17 protein-coding genes are annotated in these 15,461 nt (G+C 72.0%); 8 read left to right on the top strand and 9 right to left on the bottom strand.

Translation table 11 applies throughout. The features are described 5' to 3' along the window. The first annotated feature begins 35 nt into the window (after positions 1-35). The 4 genes from ACFQV6_RS31080 to ACFQV6_RS31065 all read left to right on the top strand — a co-directional run bounded on the left by ACFQV6_RS31080 (position 36) and on the right by ACFQV6_RS31065 (position 3,990). The gene (locus ACFQV6_RS31080; RefSeq protein ID WP_378031188.1) at positions 36-1,724 is read left to right on the top strand and encodes a dynamin family protein; all 1,689 of its coding nucleotides are present in this window, start codon (positions 36-38) and stop codon (positions 1,722-1,724) included. After that, positions 1,721-2,170: a hypothetical protein gene (locus ACFQV6_RS31075; protein ID WP_378031187.1), complete on the top strand. Its 450-nt coding sequence runs from the start codon at positions 1,721-1,723 to the stop codon at positions 2,168-2,170. Before ACFQV6_RS31080 ends, ACFQV6_RS31075 begins: the two co-directional genes overlap by 4 nt. Positions 2,171-2,242: 72 nt before the next feature. Continuing rightward, positions 2,243-3,628, top strand: a complete 1,386-nt coding sequence (locus tag ACFQV6_RS31070; RefSeq protein ID WP_378031186.1) for an MFS transporter — start codon at positions 2,243-2,245, stop codon at positions 3,626-3,628. Next, the gene (locus tag ACFQV6_RS31065; protein ID WP_378031185.1) at positions 3,628-3,990 is read left to right on the top strand and encodes a GntR family transcriptional regulator; all 363 of its coding nucleotides are present in this window, start codon (positions 3,628-3,630) and stop codon (positions 3,988-3,990) included. The genes ACFQV6_RS31070 and ACFQV6_RS31065 overlap by 1 nt, the downstream gene beginning before the upstream one ends. On the opposite strand, the gene ACFQV6_RS31060 is transcribed toward ACFQV6_RS31065, so the two are convergent. Both ACFQV6_RS31060 and ACFQV6_RS31055 read right to left on the bottom strand, forming a co-directional pair. Next, positions 3,962-4,984, bottom strand: a complete 1,023-nt coding sequence (locus ACFQV6_RS31060; protein ID WP_378031184.1) for a methyltransferase — start codon at positions 4,982-4,984, stop codon at positions 3,962-3,964. The two genes, ACFQV6_RS31065 and ACFQV6_RS31060, sit on opposite strands and share 29 nt — an antisense overlap. Beyond that, positions 4,977-5,240 carry a hypothetical protein gene (locus ACFQV6_RS31055; protein WP_378031183.1) on the bottom strand — a complete coding sequence of 88 codons (264 nt, stop codon included), beginning with the start codon at positions 5,238-5,240 and terminating at the stop codon, positions 4,977-4,979. The genes ACFQV6_RS31060 and ACFQV6_RS31055 overlap by 8 nt, the downstream gene beginning before the upstream one ends. Positions 5,241-5,339: 99 nt before the next feature. Between ACFQV6_RS31055 and ACFQV6_RS31050 the strand changes: the two genes are divergently transcribed. After that, positions 5,340-5,918, top strand: a complete 579-nt coding sequence (locus ACFQV6_RS31050; RefSeq protein ID WP_378031182.1) for an RBBP9/YdeN family alpha/beta hydrolase — start codon at positions 5,340-5,342, stop codon at positions 5,916-5,918. A gap of 65 nt (positions 5,919-5,983) precedes the next feature. On the opposite strand, the gene ACFQV6_RS31045 is transcribed toward ACFQV6_RS31050, so the two are convergent. The 7 genes from ACFQV6_RS31045 to ACFQV6_RS31015 form a co-directional block, all read right to left on the bottom strand. Further along, on the bottom strand, positions 5,984-6,370 hold the full coding sequence (locus ACFQV6_RS31045) for a VOC family protein (RefSeq protein ID WP_378031181.1): 387 nt from the start codon (positions 6,368-6,370) through the stop codon (positions 5,984-5,986). A 157-nt stretch (positions 6,371-6,527) separates the two neighbouring features. Next, the gene (locus ACFQV6_RS31040; RefSeq protein WP_378031180.1) at positions 6,528-7,412 is read right to left on the bottom strand and encodes an RNA polymerase sigma-70 factor; all 885 of its coding nucleotides are present in this window, start codon (positions 7,410-7,412) and stop codon (positions 6,528-6,530) included. A 113-nt stretch (positions 7,413-7,525) separates the two neighbouring features. Next, positions 7,526-7,999 carry a carboxymuconolactone decarboxylase family protein gene (locus tag ACFQV6_RS31035; protein WP_378031179.1) on the bottom strand — a complete coding sequence of 158 codons (474 nt, stop codon included), beginning with the start codon at positions 7,997-7,999 and terminating at the stop codon, positions 7,526-7,528. 13 nt (positions 8,000-8,012) lie between these two features. Further along, the gene (locus tag ACFQV6_RS31030; protein WP_378031178.1) at positions 8,013-9,056 is read right to left on the bottom strand and encodes a DUF3626 domain-containing protein; all 1,044 of its coding nucleotides are present in this window, start codon (positions 9,054-9,056) and stop codon (positions 8,013-8,015) included. Positions 9,057-9,080: 24 nt separating this feature from the next. Further along, complete coding sequence (locus ACFQV6_RS31025; protein WP_378031177.1) at positions 9,081-9,917, bottom strand: undecaprenyl-diphosphate phosphatase; 837 nt, start codon at positions 9,915-9,917, stop codon at positions 9,081-9,083. A 58-nt stretch (positions 9,918-9,975) separates the two neighbouring features. Further along, the gene (locus ACFQV6_RS31020; protein ID WP_378031176.1) at positions 9,976-10,917 is read right to left on the bottom strand and encodes a tyrosine-type recombinase/integrase; all 942 of its coding nucleotides are present in this window, start codon (positions 10,915-10,917) and stop codon (positions 9,976-9,978) included. Positions 10,918-10,929: 12 nt separating this feature from the next. Next, positions 10,930-12,576, bottom strand: coding sequence for an ABC-F family ATP-binding cassette domain-containing protein (locus ACFQV6_RS31015; protein WP_378031175.1), 1,647 nt, complete (start codon positions 12,574-12,576; stop codon positions 10,930-10,932). A 209-nt stretch (positions 12,577-12,785) separates the two neighbouring features. On the opposite strand from ACFQV6_RS31015, the gene ACFQV6_RS31010 reads away from it, so the two are divergent. The 3 genes from ACFQV6_RS31010 to ACFQV6_RS31000 are packed head-to-tail and all read left to right on the top strand — an operon-like array spanning position 12,786 to position 15,410. Further along, a complete protein-coding gene (locus ACFQV6_RS31010; protein ID WP_378031174.1) occupies positions 12,786-13,940 on the top strand; it encodes a hypothetical protein in 1,155 nt (384 codons plus the stop codon). Beyond that, positions 13,937-15,061 (top strand): hypothetical protein, encoded by a 1,125-nt coding sequence (locus ACFQV6_RS31005; RefSeq protein ID WP_378031173.1) that lies wholly within the window; start codon positions 13,937-13,939, stop codon positions 15,059-15,061. The genes ACFQV6_RS31010 and ACFQV6_RS31005 overlap by 4 nt, the downstream gene beginning before the upstream one ends. 13 nt (positions 15,062-15,074) lie before the next feature. Then, entirely contained in the window at positions 15,075-15,410 is a 336-nt protein-coding gene (locus ACFQV6_RS31000) for a PadR family transcriptional regulator (protein ID WP_378031172.1), read from the top strand. Positions 15,411-15,461: the final 51 nt, after the last annotated feature.

Here is a 15,461-nt window from a genome sequence, read left to right as displayed (position 1 = left end):
CCGAGCTGCGCCGCGCCCACCTGACCCGGCCCGGCGTGGTCGTCGTCGGCGAGACCAAACGTGGCAAGAGCTCGCTGGTCAACGCCCTGCTCGGGGTGCCCGGCCTGTCACCGGTGGACGCGGCCGTCGCCACCGCGGCCTACCTGAGTTTCGTGCCCGGCGACCAGTTCACCGCCCGGGCCTGGCTGCCCGGCGGCGGCGAACCGGTCGACGTCGACGACCTGGCCGGCTGGGCCACCGGCCGGCAGCGGGCCCGCCGCATCGAGGTCACCCACCCGGCGCCGCTGCTGCGCTACCTCAGCCTGCTCGACACCCCCGGCGTCGGCGGGCTCGACCCGGCGCACGCGACGATCGCGCTGGACGCGGTCCGCCGGGCCACCGCCCTGCTGTTCGTCGCCGACGCGTCCGCCCCGCTGTCCCAGCCCGAACTCGACTTCCTGTCGGCCGCCGCCGAGCGGGTCGACGCCGTCGTCTTCGCCCTCACCAAGATCGACGCCTATCCGCAGTGGCGGGGCATCGCCGAGGACAACCGGGCCCTGCTGCAGGCGCACGCCCCGCGGTTCGCCGCGGCACCCTGGTTCCCGGTCTCCGCCCGGCTGGCCGAACTCGCGCTCGCCGCGCCGGACGACACCCGCGACGCGCTCACCGGCGAATCCCGCATCGCCGGGCTGCAGCACGCCCTGGTCGAGCTCGCGGGGCGCGGCCACCAGCTGCAACTGGCCAACGTGCTGCGCGCCGCCCGGACCGACCTGGACCGGCTGCGCCTGGCCGCCGAGACCCGGGTCCAGGCGGCCGCCGCCGACCCGCGCAAACAGGCCGAGGCCCGCGCCGAGCGCGCCGCCCTGGCCGGCCGCAAGCGCACCGAGTCGCGGCAGTGGACCCTGCGGCTGGGCACCGAGATCCAGCGGTCCCGGGTCGAGACCGTCGGCTACCTGCGTACCCGTGTCGGCGAGGTGCAGCACGAGCTGGCCGACCGCATCGACAAGGCCCGCGGCGAGGACCTGGCCGCCCTGCCCGACCTGGTCGACACCCACCTGCAGGCCGTCGCCGCCGACCTGTCCCAGCGGCTGGAGACCACCTACCACGAGATCGCCGCCCGGGTGCTCGCCGAGGCGTTCGACGCCGAACGGCTCGCCGCCACCCTCAGCCGGCTCAGCGCCACCCTGCGGCACGCCCTGGCCGCCGGGTCACCGCGCAACGGCTCCGGCGACAACATGCTGATCGCCCTGTCCGCCGGTGGCATCGCCCTGGTCGCCGGCCGCGGCGCGGTCCTGGGCATGTCCGCCATGGGTGTGGCCGGCTCGCTGCTCATCCCGTTCGCCGGCATCGGGCTGGGCCTGGCCGCCGGCGGGTACGTGCTGTACCGCCGGCGGGTGCACAGCGACCGCCGGCAGGCGCAGACCTGGCTGCGTGACGTGCTCGCCGAAGCGCGCGCCGCCCTGACCGACGAGATCAGCACCCGGTTCACCGACCTGCAGTACGCGCTGTCGGTCGCCCTCGACGACGCCATCGAACGCCGGCTGCGCGAACTCGACGCCCACATCGCCGAGATCGACGCCGCCATCGCCGAGGACGCCGCCGGCCGGGCCCGGCGCCGGGCCGCCGCACAGACCGAGCACGACACCGCCGCCACCCGGCTGCGGCAGGCCGACGAGGCCCTGCTGCGAGCCCGTGCCCTGACCCCCACACCGATCGACGACGACCGGGAAAGGCTCTCGCGATGACCGACCACCACTGGGACGACGACTTCGACCTGCCGGACGACGTCCCGGACATCGACCATCACGACCTCCCGGAGCCGGAGCACGACGTCCTCGGCAGCGAGCACTGGGAGGCACCGGAGGAACCCGAACTGCCCGACTGGGCCGACCCGGAGGTCGCCGACGTCCCGGACTCCACCTTCGAGGACGACGTGGTGTTCCCGCCCACCCTCGACGTCGGTGACCTGCCCGAACCCGTCGACGGTTTCCCCTGGATCGACACCGGCACCCTGGGTGTGGCCGACGCCGACGGATTCACGCCGGTCGAGGAGCAGGTGAACCCGGGGGAGCTCGCCGCGTACGCCGGTGTGGACCTGCCGGCCGGCGCCGACCCGTGGGCCGCACTCGCCGCCGACGAGGACCCGGCCACCAGCGCCCTGGCGCGGTGGTGGACGCCCGGTGAACAGTGATCAGCGTCTCCACATTTATGGCTCCGGGTGGCATCATGTGCGCGCACCTCACACAACCATGGAGCGCGACAGATGGCCGTGACCGGCACCCCCACCTCCGTTCCCGCCGGACGGCGTGAACGCACCGGCTGGTATTTCTACGACTGGGCCAACTCGGCGTTCTCCACCACGGTCATCACGGTCTTCCTCGGGCCGTTCCTCACCACGGTCACCGAACTCGCGGCCGGCTGCGCGATCGACGCCGACGACTGCGACGGCGTGGTCCGCCCGTTCGGCATCACCGTCGCCGCCGGCTCCTACTTCGCCTACCTGGTGTCGCTGTCGGTGTTCCTGACCGTGTTCGTGCTGCCGGTGATGGGCGCCATCGCCGACCGGGCACCCCGCAAGAAGCCGCTGCTCGCCGGAGCCGCGTTCACCGGCGCCACCGCCACCATCTGCATGGCGTTCGTCACCGGCGACCGCTACCTGCTCGGCGGCCTGCTCTTCCTGATCGCCAACATCGCCTTCGGCGCCGCGATCGTCGTCTACAACTCGTTCCTGCCGTCGCTGGCCGGCCCCGACGAACGCGACAAGATCTCCAGCCGCGGCTGGGCCATCGGCTACCTCGGCGGCGGTGTCCTGCTGCTGCTCAACCTGGTCGCCGTCATGTCGCTCAGCGAGGAGGGCAACCCGCAGCGCACCCTCGACATCGCCCGCTGGTCGATCGTGTCGGCCGGCGTGTGGTGGGCGGCGTTCACCCTGCTGCCGCTGCTCTGGCTGCGCGACCGCCCCGGTGCGCTCGCCCTCGCCGAGAAGACCAAGCGGGGCAACGTGCTCACCGACGGGTTCAAGGAGCTCGCCCACACGATCAAGGCGATGCGGGCGTACCCCCTGACCTTGGCCTTTCTCGGCGCCTACCTGATCTACAACGACGGCATCCAGACCGTCATCGCCCTGGCCAGCCAGTTCGGCACCGAGGAACTCAAACTCGAGCAGGGCACCCTGATCATCACCATTCTGATCGTGCAGTTCCTCGCGTTCGGCGGTGCGCTGCTGCTCGGCGCCCTCGCCAACCGGATCGGCGCCCGCAAGACCATCCTGCTGGCCCTGACCCTGTGGCTCGGCGTGGTCACCGCCGCCTACTGGCTGCCCGAGGGCGAACCGCTGCCGTTCATGCTGCTCGGCGCCGGCATCGGCCTGGTCATGGGCGGCAGCCAGGCCCTGAGCCGCAGCCTGTTCTCCCAGCTCATCCCCGAGGGCAAGGAGGGCGAGTACTACGGCTTCTACGAGATCAGCGACAAGGGCACCAGCTGGCTCGGCCCACTCTTCTTCGGCCTGATCTTCCAGCTCACCAACAGCTACCGGCTCGGCATCATCTCGCTGATGGTGTTCTTCCTCATCGGTGGCGTCCTGCTCGCTCTGGTGCCGCTGCGGCGGGCCATCATCGCCGCGGGCAACCAGCCGCCCAGACTGATCTGATGGACATCACCATCGACCCGGCCTCGGCCGTCCCACCCTACGAGCAGGTCCGCACCCGCATCGCGGAACTCGCCGCGGGCGGGCGGCTGGCGGCCGGCACGAAACTGCCGCCGGTCCGTCAGCTCGCCGGCGACCTGGGCCTGGCCGTGAACACCGTCGCCCGCGCCTACCGGGAACTCGAGCAGGCCGGTCTGGTGGAGACCCGGGGCCGGGCCGGGACGGTGGTCACGGCCCGTGCCGCCGGCACTTCTGTGCGGGCGCAGCAGGCTGCGATGGCGTACGCGGAAACGACCCGATCCCTCGGGATAGCCACGGATCAGGCTCTGGCCCTGGTCAGAGCGGCCCTGGAGGATCGGCGGTGAACTCGACGATCAGCCGCGACCCGGCCGGCCGGGTCGAGCAGCACCGCAGGCCCGCTGTTGCGGCCAGCTCGGTCAGCTCGTCGAGGGTTCGCTCCCGGCCACCGACGTAGCAGAGCATCCGCAGGTCGCCGGCGGTGTGCTCGATCCCGAACGTGTCCACCACCAGCACCTTCCCGCCGTCCGGGCTCTCACCGCCCGCCGTCGCCGTGCCGGAGGCCTCGGCGCAGCGTCGCAGAATGGTGGTGGCCCGCTCGTCGTCCCAGTCATGGACGACTCCGGAGAGGATGTAGCCGCCGGCGCCGGCGGGCAGCGGGTCGAAGAAGCTGCCCGCCCGCACACCGGCCCGCTCGCCCAGCCCCGCCGCGGCGAAGGCCTGTTCGGCGCGGGCCACCGGGCCGGGCAGGTCCACGACGGTGCCGCGCAGCCCCGCGTGGGCGCTCAGGATCGCGATCAGCAGGTCGCCGCTGCCACCGCCCACGTCGACGACATGGCCCAGCGCGCCCCACGGGTAGCCTCCGGCGATCGCCGGTGCGTCAGCGGTCAGGCGTGAGCCCATCAACGCGTCGAACGACGCCGAACGGCCGGGGTGGGCGGCCAGGTCGTCCCAGTAGGGCACGCCGTAGCGGCGCGGGAACGCGGGCTCACCGGTGCGCACCGAGTGCAGCAGCTCGACGAAGCTCAGCTCGGCGTGCCCGACGGCGCCGTCCATGTCCAGCCAGGCGCGGGCCCGGCCGGGGTGGTCGTCGCGCAGCTGCTCACCGAGGGCGGTCAGCTCCCACCCGGGCGTCAGCACCCCCGCGGTGACGAGGTGGTCCATCAGCCGGCGCAGCGCGTCCGGATCGGTGCCCGTCGCTGTGGCCAGATCGTCGACGCTCGCTGTTCCGGTGTCGCTCTTTCTTCCGGCGTCGATGTGATCGGCCAGCCGCAGCGTCGCCGCGACCCGGATCGCCATCGGGGTCACCAGGTCGGCGACCGCCCACAGATCTTCAGCCATGCGTCCATAGTGGCGGAGTTTCACTCGGCTCGGGGGTACCCCTGTCCGGCTCGAAATCGAAGTAGGCCTCGATCGCGGCGAACAGAGCCGCCGGGTCGGTCGCCTCCACGCTGGAAGAGCCCGTCGGCCGGCCGCGCACCGCCCGGAAATGGCCGTTGTTACCGGCGTAGGACACGCACCAGGCCGGGCCCAGCTCGGCGCGCAGGCTCTCGCTCGCCCGCTCCGGGTCGGCGGGCCACGACCGGAGCCGCTTCACGGTGGTTCTCGTCTGTTCACCCGGCGCGCGTTCCCAGATCCACCGCCGTCAAACGTCTCAGCCCGGGTTTTGTCACACGGCCGGTTTATGTTGACGACCATGGTTGAGGCGAGTGCGGTGACCCGGGTTCTGCTCGTCCCCGGGCGTGGCAAGGCGTTCGACGGGCACTGGTCGTGGCAGTGGTTCCGGCAGTCGCAGCGGGACCCGCGAGGGCCCCGCTATGCGTGGGCGCCGGAGCCACCCGGTCCGCCCTATGTGCCGGAGGAGCGGGTGGCGGCACTCGACGAGGCGCTGCGGGCAAGCGACGAACCAGCCGTGCTCGTCGCGCACAGCGCCGGCTGCCTGACCGTCGCCTTCTGGGCCGAGAAACACGGGCACGAGCCGCACGCCGCCCTGGTGCGGGCCGCGCTTCAGGTCACCCCGCCGGACGTGAGCGGCCGGCTGGAGACGCCGTGGGCGCCGCTGCCGTTCCGCACGGTCGTCGTGGGCAGCCGCAACGACCCGCACTCGACGTTCGAGGCGGCCGAGGCCAACGCCCGCGACTGGGGCGCCGAGATCGTCGACGCCGGCCCGGTCGGGCACCTCGACTCCAAGACCGGGTTCGGGCCGTGGCCGCAGGGCGAGCGCCTGGTGGCGGCGCTGGTGGCGGGCGTGCCGCTGCATCCCTACGGCTCGTGACGGTGGGCCGGTCTGACACGGCGCCCGGCCACTCGAGATCGACGTGGTTCCAGCGTCAGAAACGACTACCGATGACGTTCGAGCGGTGATTTGTCGCCCACGAGCCAGAGATGACCGTATGGATCGAAAAAGCCGCCTTGGCGATGGGTGCCCCACGGAGCCGAGTGGTCGCGCACCGGATCGAGGTAATTCGCTCCCGCCTCGGCGGCGCGACCGACCACGGCGTCGGGCTCATCAACGAACACCTCAATCCGTGCGGTGGTGCTACCGAGCACCGCCGGGCTTTCCCAGCCGTTCATCGCGGGCTCCGCGACGAAGAACGGCGCCCCTTGTATTTCCAGGCCGATGACCGAGCCGAGGTTCCACAGCTCAGTGGCACCCAGGGCCCGCTGGTACCAAGCGGAGGCTGCTGCGGCGTCCGGCACCGCGAGCATGACGGAGATAGCGGTCATGAGGTGGAGGGTAGCTAGATACTTCCCGTTCCGCGGTCCCGCTCGCGACGACGTCCGGACCGTTCTGGGCCGTCCCGCCATCCCTTTGCGGGAAGGGGCACGACAGACCCTGACCCTCGCGAGCTGAAGCTAGCGGGCCCGACTGACGTCGCTGAAGCTACCGGGCCGGGCTGACGTGGCCGAGCTTGTCCGGGTTGACGACGCCGTGGATCGCGCGGATCAGGCCGTCGGCGATGTCGAGCTCGAGCACGCTCACCACCTGCCCGCCGGCGTCGTGGAGCACGGCACCCGGCGCGCCGTTGACCCGGGCCGGCCGCAGGAAGTAACCCTGTTCGCCGACCCGGTGGAACAGGCCGATCAGGAACTCGCCGACCGCCCGGGGCCCGGCCAGCGGCGTCGCGAGCGCGGGTGCCTTGCCGCCCCCGTCGCCGTAGGACACCACGTCGGGGGCGAGGACGCCGAGCAGCGCGTCCAGATCCCCGCCGGTGACCGCGTCGAAGAACCGGCCGGCCAGCTCCACAGCCTCGGAACGCCGCGCCGACGACGCCGCCCGCTGCCGGGCCGCGATGCGCTGCCGGGCGCGCGCGAAGATCTGCCGGCAGTTTACCTCGGTCTTGCCGACGACCGCGGCGACCTCGGCGTGGCTGTAACCGAACACCTCGTGCAGCATGAACACCGCCCGCTCCACCGGCGACAGGTTCTCCAGCAGCACGAGGAACGCCATCGACAGCGAGTCGGCCAGCTCGGCGTGCTCCGCGGGCCCGGGCGTACCGGCGGGGACGACCACCGGTTCGGGCAGCCAGTTCCCCACGTAGGTCTCCCGGCGCACCCGGGCCGAGCGCAGATGGTTGATGCCCAGCCGGGTGACAGACGTCGTCAGGTAGGCCTTCGGATCGGTGATCGCGGTGCCCGCCCGCTGCGCCCGCGCCGCACCGAGGAACGCGTCCTGCACGATGTCCTCGGCGTCGCCCACGGAACCGGTCATCCCGTAGGCGATGGAGAACAGCAACGGCCGGTACGCCGTCGTGGTCATCTCGTCCATCACTGTTCTCCCTCACCGAACCGAACCGAACCGAACCGACCGCACCCGTGCCCGAACGGAACCGACCGCACCCGTGCCCGAACGGAACCCGTCCCGGCCTCGCCGCGAACCGATCAGCCGAACATGCCCACGTGGTAGTCGCCGGCGGGCTGCTGCACGATCACGTTCAGCCGGTTGAACGCGTTGATCAGGGCGATCCCGGCCACCAGCGCGGCCAGCTGCCCGTCGTCGTAGTGCTTGCGGGCGTTCGCCCACACCTCGTCGCTGACGCCACCGGCCGCGTCGGCGATCCGGGTGCCCTGTTCGGCCAGCTCCAGGGCGGCCCGCTCGGCGTCGGTGAAGACCGTCGCCTCCCGCCAGGTCGCCACCAGGTTGAGCCGAACCGGGGTCTCGCCGGCGGCGGTGGCCTCCTTGGTGTGCATGTCGGTGCAGAACCCGCACCCGTTGATCTGGCTGGCGCGCAACCGGACCAGCTCCTGCGTCGCCATCGGGATCGACGACTCGGCGAGCACCCGGCCCGCCGCGGAGACGTGCTTGACGGCCTTGCTGACGACCGGGTCGGCGAAGAGGTTCAGCCGTGCGTCCATGGTGATCTCCCTGTCATGGTCGATGGATACGCCCCTCTAAGACACCCGCGCCCACCGGAACGTGACAGCCTGCGATGTGAGCTGGGTCGCACCCGGCGGTCAGCCGAGCAGGACCAGGATGTGCCACAGGTACTTGACCAGCTGGAGGACCTCGGCGGGCGGACCGAACGCGGCCCCACTCGCGCGGGGAGCGGACCACCGACCGGGCGGCCCGGCCGATCACCTCGGCGTCCAGGACGCGGCGGTCGTAGCGGGCGGCGACGAACAGGGCCAGCGCCGGGACCTCCGGACCGCGAAGGATCACCGGGAAGCGTGCGGCCGGCAGGGCGAACCCGGGGTGCCAGCGGACCGGGACGCCGATGGCGGAAAGGGCGGCTTCGGTAGGCGTACCCCGGAATGAAGGATCGGCGACGACGGCCGCGACGTCCTCGCTCAGGGTGACTCCGCCGTGGATCTGGGCTTCGACGTACCAGTCGATGGCGCGGCCGCAGGCCGGAGACAGCCCGGCGGAGGAGCGTGCGGCGAGGGCTTCGATCCATTCCTGCGGCGAGTCGGCGGCAAGGGCAAGGGCTGATCCGGTACGGGCTACCTCGTCGAGAAGTGCGTCCCAGAGCGCACCGAACGTGCCCGCCGTACCCATGATCGACGGTTCGGTGACGCTGTCGCCGTGACTGAAAGTGGTCCGCGCCGACACCGCCGGCTCGAGAACCAGGTGACAGGAACCGAACCGCGGGGCGGCGCCGTCGGGATGGCCGGCCAGATTCAGCGCGCCGTAGAGCGGCCGGCCGGACGGGCCCGCGTAGGCGCCGCCGAACATCCGCTGCTCCCAGCGCTCGCGGGCACCGCCGAGGTGATCGTTGAGGCCGCCGTTGGAGATGCCGGTCTCGAACTGGCTGCGGTAGACGCCCTCGGCGGCCAGGCACTCGGCGACGGTGCGGCCGTCCGGCACCAGCCGGTCCGGGTGAAAGTTGATCGTGACGGGGGCGGGCAGGGCCGGACCACCCGGGGACGGAAAGAGCGCCCGCACGTGGGCGAGCGCTCTTTCCTGCGGTGTCATTCCGGCCGTCTCATTCCGGCTGGGTCATTTCGGTTCGATGGTGTTCGTGACGAGCAGGACCAGCAGCAGCGAGCCGAGCGCCAGCCGGTAGAAGATGAAGATGCTGTAGGAGTGCTTCGAGACGTACTTCAGCAGCCAGGTGACCGACGCGTAGGCGACCACGAAACTGACCACGGTCGCCACGATCGTGTTGGTCCAGCCGACACCGTTCGCGATGCGGTCGGCCTCGCTGATGCCCTGCAGCACCGAGGCGCCGGTCAGCGCGGGGATGGACAGGAAGAACGACAGCTTCGTGACCGTCACCCGATCGAGGTCACGCAGCAGGCCGGCCGACATGGTCGCGCCCGAGCGGGAGATGCCCGGTATCAGCGCCATGCATTGGACCGTACCGATGATCAGGGTGTCCTTCCAGGTCACGTCCTTCTCGTTGCGGACCTGGGTGGCGGCGTGGTCGGCGAAAGCCATCACACCGCTCCACAGGATCAGCGCACCGGCGACGAACCAGAGGCTGCGCAGCGTCGTCTCGATCTGATCCTTGAACAGCAGCGCCGCGATCACGATCGGGATGGAGCCCAGCAGCACCGCCCAGCCGAACCGGAAATCGGCGTGCTCGCGGGCCTGCTTGTCGAACAGCCCGCGGAAGAACGCCGGCACCACCCGCGCGATGTCCTTGCGCAGGAACAGGATGGTGGCGAGCACCGCACCCGACTGGATGATCACCGTGAAGGCGGTGATGTCCGGGTCGTCGATCGTGTGCCCGAACAGCTTCTCCAGGATGGTCAGGTGACCGGTGCTGGACACCGGCAGGAACTCGGTGATGCCCTCGACCGCACCGAGGATCACCGCTTCGACGATATTCATTTCCGCAGCCACTGTGCCCGCTTTCCCCTAGTGCAGCTTGGAAGCATAGGGGTGCGAATCACGCCGGGTTACGCCGGGCACGGGCCGCCGCGATCGTGTACGCCGGGTCACGATCCAGGTTGTGCCGGTCACGGTCGTAGCGGCGGGTGGTGCGCGGGTCGGCGTGGCCCATCGCGTCCTGCACGTCTTCGAGGGGCACCCCCTCGGCGCGGGCCGTGGTCGCGAACGCGTGCCGCAGCGAGTGCGGCGACAGCTGATCGGCGGCGTTGATGCCGGCGTCCTTCGCCAGCCTGCGGACCAGCCGGAACACCGCGTGCCGGTCGACGCGGGAACCACTCGCGGTGACGAACAGCGGGCCGTCGGCGGCACCGCGGATCCGCAGGTACTCGTCGAGGGCGTCGCCGGCACCGGGGGTCAGCGCGCGGCGGCGCGGTTTGCCGCCCTTGCCGACGAACCGCACGGTCCGGTGGCCCCGCTCCCAGCCCAGGTCGGCGAGATCCAGGCTGACCACCTCACCGACACGCAGGCCCAGGTCGGCGAGGAAGGCCAGGACGGCGCGGTGGCGTACCGCGGCGGGGCCGGTGGCCTGCTGGGCGGCGGCGAGCAGGGCGTCGACCTCGGCGGGGGTCAGGCCGATGGTCGAGGAGTGGTCGCGGGAGACGTACGGGCGGTCGGCGCCGCCCACCGGATTGGCGGCGACCGCCTGGAGTTTGACCAGGAAGTCGTACCAGCTGGAGACGCCGGACAGTTTGCGGGCGACGGTCGCGGCCGCGAGGGGCCGGGCCTCCAGACCTCTCGCGTACGCGTTGACGTCCAGGAAGTTCGCCGTCAGCGGATCGACCTGCCGTTCGGCGCACCACGCCAGCCACGAGTTCACGTCACGCCGGTACGCCTCGCGGGTGTGCGCGGAGAGCCGCCGGTTCGCCAGCCAGGCCTCGGTGAACTGCTGCGCCGGCCCACCGGCGGCCAGCTCACGCGCGAGATGCGGCACCAGGGACATGCCGCCAGTTTGTCAGCTCTCGATCACTTGTCCGTCCGCGACATGCCATTGCCGGGTACAACCCACCGCGTCGGCGAAATACCGGTCGTGGCTGACGATCAGCAGCGTGCCCCGGTAGCGGCGCAGCGCCTCCTCGATCACGTCGAGGGCCTCGAAGTCGAGGAAGTTGGTCGGCTCGTCCAGCAGCAGGATGCGCTGCTCGGTGTTGACCACCACGGCCAGCAGCAGCCGCCGCAGCTCACCGGCGGACAGGTCACGCACCGGGGCACTCCACTGCTCGGGCTCGAACTGGTGCCCGGCGAGCAGCCGCTCCGCATCCTCGGCGTAGACCGGCACCCGGGCCCGGAAGAAGTCGAGCACCGTGGTGCGCGTCCGCAGCCCGTCGTCGGTCTGCGGCAGCACCGCCACCTCGGCACGGTCGCTGGCGAGCGCCCGCAGCAGGGTGGTCTTGCCGGCGCCGTTACGGCCGGTGACCAGGATCCGGTCACCGCGGGCCACGTCCAGGTCGACGTGGTCGAGCAGGGTCCGCTCGCCGAACGCGACGGTCAGGTCGCGGACCTTCAGCACGATCTCACCGGCGTCACCGTCGTCGCCGGGGAAAGCCAGGGTCAGCGGCGGCCGGGTCCGCGGCTCGGCGATCCACTTCACCGACGCCATCTGCCGGCGCAGCCGCCGCTCCCGCACCTTGGCCTTGCGCGCGACGAGCCGGGCGACCCGGCGCAGGTGCGGGGCCTCCGCCCCGGAGCGGACGGTGTTCTCGACGCCCGCGGCGTACCCCTTGGTCCGCTCGATGTCGGCTTCCCAGCGCAGCCGGTCCTTCTCCTGCGCCTCGTAGTGGAGCAGCAGCCGCTCCCAGCGGCGCTGCTTCTCCGCCCGGTAGGCCGTGTATCCGCCGCCCGGATAGTCCTGCGGCTGCTCGTCGATGCCGTCCAACTCGATGATCCGGGTGGCGAACTCGTCCAGGAACGCCCGATCGTGGCTGACCGCGAGCACCCCGCCGGGGAAGTCGCGCAGCCACTGCCGCAGCCAGGCCGCGCCCTCGGCGTCGAGATGGTTGGTCGGCTCGTCCAGCAGCAGCAGGTGGGGGCCGTCGTCCGGCCGGTGGGCGCTCTGCCCGGCGAGCAGCGCCCGTGCCAGCAGCAGCCGGGCCTGTTCGCCGCCGCTGACCGCGGCCACCGGCAGATCGTCGGCGAGGTGCTCGATGTCGAGGCGCTGCCGGATCTCGGTGAGCCGGTTCTCCGCGTTCCACCCCTCCAGGGCGGTCCAGCGGTCCTGGACCACGCCGTAGCTGGTCAGCACGTCCTCACCACCGGCCAGCCGCGCCTCCAGCCGGCGCAGGTCGGCGGTCACTTCCGCGAGCTCACCGAGGCCTTCGCCGAGGAAGGCACCGACGGTGTCGTCCCGGCCGGGCATTTCCTGGGGTACGAGTTCCACGCGCGTCGCGGCCGCAACGGTCACGCTGCCGGTGGTCGGCGTCAACTCGCCGGCCAGAACCCGGAGCAGGGTGGTCTTGCCGGCGCCGTTCGGGCCGACGACGCCGATCCGGTCGCCGGCGCCCAGCACCAGGTCGAAGCCGGAGAAAAGCAGGTCACCGTCGTGGGCGCGGCCGAGGTCGACGGCTTTGAGGTGGATGTTCGCGGCTTGCTTCGAGGGTTGCACGCAGGCCTCCGGGAGGGTGACACCGACAGGGACACGCCGGGCGAGTCACGGCGCGGAACGAAGTCGGGTGTCTCTCACACGGTGGCATGCACTCCTCGGGCCGGCTGCAGTTCCTCGGCAACCCTCTCTCGCCGCCGCCCCGCCCGCAACTGATTTCTCGATCCAATAGCTCGGTTGACGATATATAGCGCCTGACGTACTGTCTCGGCATGGATCGACGGGGGACCCTCTATGTGAAGTCGGCCTGGCCTCGGCGGCAGCCGGGCCTGGAGCGGGCCTATCGGCTGCTGCTGACGGCCTATCCGCGCGATTACCGGGGCCGGCACGGCACCGAGATCGTCACCACGATGCTGGAGATGGCCGAGCCGGGTCAGCGGCGGCCGGGTCTCGGCGAGGCGTGGCATCTGGTGGCCAGCGGGGTCCGGCAGCGGTTCCGGCTGCCGGCGGGGCGGCCCCTGGCCTGGGTGTTCGCGGTGCTCGCCCTGCTGATCGGCGGCGGGTTCGGCGCGGCGGCGGGCTCCTGGACGGCCGAGCGGACCTTCACCGCCGTGCCGGACCCGGCGGCCACTCGGTCCGTGCTGACGAGCCTGGTCCCCAGGACGACCGGCGACACGGTCTCGGTGAACCGGGTGGACACCCCCTGGTTCGACGGCGCCCAGGAGGCCAGCACCGCGGTGACCGGCCTCGACGGCTGGAACGCCGAGCAGGCCCGGCGCCTGTTGACCGCCGACGGCTGGCTGGCCGGCCCGGTCTCGCACCGGCGCGGGACGGCGGAGACCGCCGACGAGGCCGGCCGGATGACCGAGCAGCGTCTCGACCGCGTCAGCCTGCGCGCCGAGCGCGACGGGGTGTCCCTGACGGTCGGAGGCCTGCTGGCCGAGGGCCAGGGCCGGATCTACGTGCAGATCTGGTCGACCGGCAACGCCGCCCTGCTGCCCCTGATCGTGGCCGGCGGGCTGGCCGGGATGGCCGGCGGGTGGCTGCTCGCGGCGGCGGTGACCCGGCGGCTGCGTGGCGCCGGGCGGGTGTGGCACGGTGGCGGGCGCGTGCGGCCCGGCGCCGGGCGGGTGTGGGCGGCACGCGGTCTGGCGGCGGCCGCGGTGTTCACCCTCGCGCTGCCCGCGGTCGCCTTCTACCAGAACTCGATCCGTGCTTTCCGGTTCGCCGGCAACGGCGAGCAGGTGAACACCGTGCACAACGCGCTGACCCCGGGGCCGTACTGGCCGTTCGGTCCCGGCTGGCTGAACCTCGCCCTGGTCGCCGGCGGACTGCTGCTCACCGCCGGCGTGCTGGTGGCGGCTCTGCTGCGGCCCGGCACGAGTGCCGAGTCCCGACTCGTCCAACCCGAAGGGCTACCGAGATGACCACCAGCGAATGGCCGGAGGCCGACCCCACGCTGGAACGGGCGTACAAGCGGCTGTTGCGCGTCTATCCGAGCAACTACCGGGACCGGCATGAGCAGGAGATCGTCACCACCCTGCTGGAGATGGCCCAGCCAGGGCAGAGCCGGCCCGGCCGGACCGAGGTGTGGCACCTGATCGGCAGCGGGCTCCGGCAGCGGTTCCGGCTGCCGGCCGGGCGGCCGCTGCTGTGGGTGGTCGCGGTGCTGGTCTTGCTGATCGGCGGCGGGTTCGGCGCGGCCGTGGGCTCGTGGGCCTCCGAGCGGACCTTCGCCTCGGTGCCCGACGACGCCGGCATCCGGGCCCTGCAGACGTCCCTGCTGGCCGGGACAAAATCCTGGACCGACGCCGGAACAGAAGCCGGGACAGGCAGCGGGGCAGGCAGCGACGGGGTGGCGACGAACGACGGCGGCACACCGTGGTTCGGCGAGACGGGGTGGGCGACCAGCACGGTCAGCGGCTTCGACGGCTGGGACGCCGACCGGGCCCGGCAGGAGCTCGCCGCGGCCGGATGGCGGGTCGGTGCGATCGACCATCCCAGCGGCAAGTCGACGACGATGGCCGAGGACGGGACGCTGGTCGACCTCCCGATGCGGAATTCCCGGTTCCGCGCCGAACGGGACGGGGTGTCGATCGAGGTCTCCGGCTGGCTGACCGAGCTCCAGGGCTCCGTCAACACCGAGCTGTGGGCCACCGGGAACGCGAGCCTGCTGCCGCTCATCGTGATCGGCGGACTGGCCGGGATGCTCGCCGGATGGCTGTTCGTGGTGGCGGTCGCCCGGCGGCTCCAGCGGCCCGGGGCGGCGCGGGCTGCCGGCGCGCTGGCCGTGATTGCCGTGCTCACGCTGGCGCTGCCGGCGGTCGCCTTCTACGGCAACGTGATCCGCGCCTTCCGCTACGCGGGGAACAACGAGCCGGTGTTCACCGTGCACAGCGCGCTGACCCCGGGACCGTACTGGCCGTTCGGGCCGCAGTGGCTCAACCTCGCACTGCTCGCTGCCGGGCTGGTGCTCGGCGCGGGTGTGCTGGTGGCGGCCCGGCTACGACCGGCGGCCACCGCCGGTACCCAGATCGTGACGAACTGAGAGGCTGGGCGACATGCAGGAGCCGACGTTTCTCATCCTCACCGCGCTCGCGACGCAACCCCTCCATGGGTACGGCATCGTGCAATCGGTGCTCGACCTGTCCTCCGGTGACGTCAAACTGCGGCCCGGCACCCTCTACGGCGCGCTGGACCGGCTCGCCGAGCAGGGGCTGATCGAGGTGGACCGGGAGGAGGCAGTCGAGGGACGGCTGCGCCGCTACTACCGGCTCAGCGACAGCGGGGCGTCCGCCCTGACCGTCGAGGTGGACCGGCTGCGCAAACGCGCCGCGGCCGCCGAGGAGCAGCTGCGGCGCCGGCCGGGCATCATCCCCGGCCTGTCCGGAGCCTGACCGGGCTGGCGGCGGGCGCCGGAGCGGCCGGAGCCTGACCGGGCTAGCGGG

This window comes from Actinoplanes sp. GCM10030250 (genome assembly GCF_042666575.1).
Taxonomy (GTDB): Bacteria; Actinomycetota; Actinomycetes; order Mycobacteriales; family Micromonosporaceae; genus Actinoplanes.
This window is presented reverse-complemented; position numbering and strand designations above follow the sequence as displayed.

Bases quoted from the DNA above. Each gene is read 5' to 3' on its own strand.
- ACFQV6_RS31045 (WP_378031181.1), bottom strand. From the start codon at position 6,370: ATGACCGCTATCTCCGTCATGCTCGCGGTGCCGGACGCCGCAGCAGCC.
- ACFQV6_RS31025 (WP_378031177.1), bottom strand. From the start codon at position 9,917: ATGAATATCGTCGAAGCGGTGATCCTCGGTGCGGTCGAGGGCATCACC.
- ACFQV6_RS31075 (WP_378031187.1), top strand. From the start codon at position 1,721: ATGACCGACCACCACTGGGACGACGACTTCGACCTGCCGGACGACGTC.
- ACFQV6_RS31065 (WP_378031185.1), top strand. From the start codon at position 3,628: ATGGACATCACCATCGACCCGGCCTCGGCCGTCCCACCCTACGAGCAG.
- ACFQV6_RS31070 (WP_378031186.1), top strand. From the start codon at position 2,243: ATGGCCGTGACCGGCACCCCCACCTCCGTTCCCGCCGGACGGCGTGAA.
- ACFQV6_RS31005 (WP_378031173.1), top strand. From the start codon at position 13,937: ATGACCACCAGCGAATGGCCGGAGGCCGACCCCACGCTGGAACGGGCG.
- ACFQV6_RS31050 (WP_378031182.1), top strand. From the start codon at position 5,340: ATGGTTGAGGCGAGTGCGGTGACCCGGGTTCTGCTCGTCCCCGGGCGT.
- ACFQV6_RS31000 (WP_378031172.1), top strand. From the start codon at position 15,075: ATGCAGGAGCCGACGTTTCTCATCCTCACCGCGCTCGCGACGCAACCC.
- ACFQV6_RS31035 (WP_378031179.1), bottom strand. From the start codon at position 7,999: ATGGACGCACGGCTGAACCTCTTCGCCGACCCGGTCGTCAGCAAGGCC.
- ACFQV6_RS31030 (WP_378031178.1), bottom strand. From the start codon at position 9,056: ATGACACCGCAGGAAAGAGCGCTCGCCCACGTGCGGGCGCTCTTTCCG.
- ACFQV6_RS31010 (WP_378031174.1), top strand. From the start codon at position 12,786: ATGGATCGACGGGGGACCCTCTATGTGAAGTCGGCCTGGCCTCGGCGG.
- ACFQV6_RS31060 (WP_378031184.1), bottom strand. From the start codon at position 4,984: ATGGCTGAAGATCTGTGGGCGGTCGCCGACCTGGTGACCCCGATGGCG.
- ACFQV6_RS31020 (WP_378031176.1), bottom strand. From the start codon at position 10,917: ATGTCCCTGGTGCCGCATCTCGCGCGTGAGCTGGCCGCCGGTGGGCCG.
- ACFQV6_RS31040 (WP_378031180.1), bottom strand. From the start codon at position 7,412: ATGGACGAGATGACCACGACGGCGTACCGGCCGTTGCTGTTCTCCATC.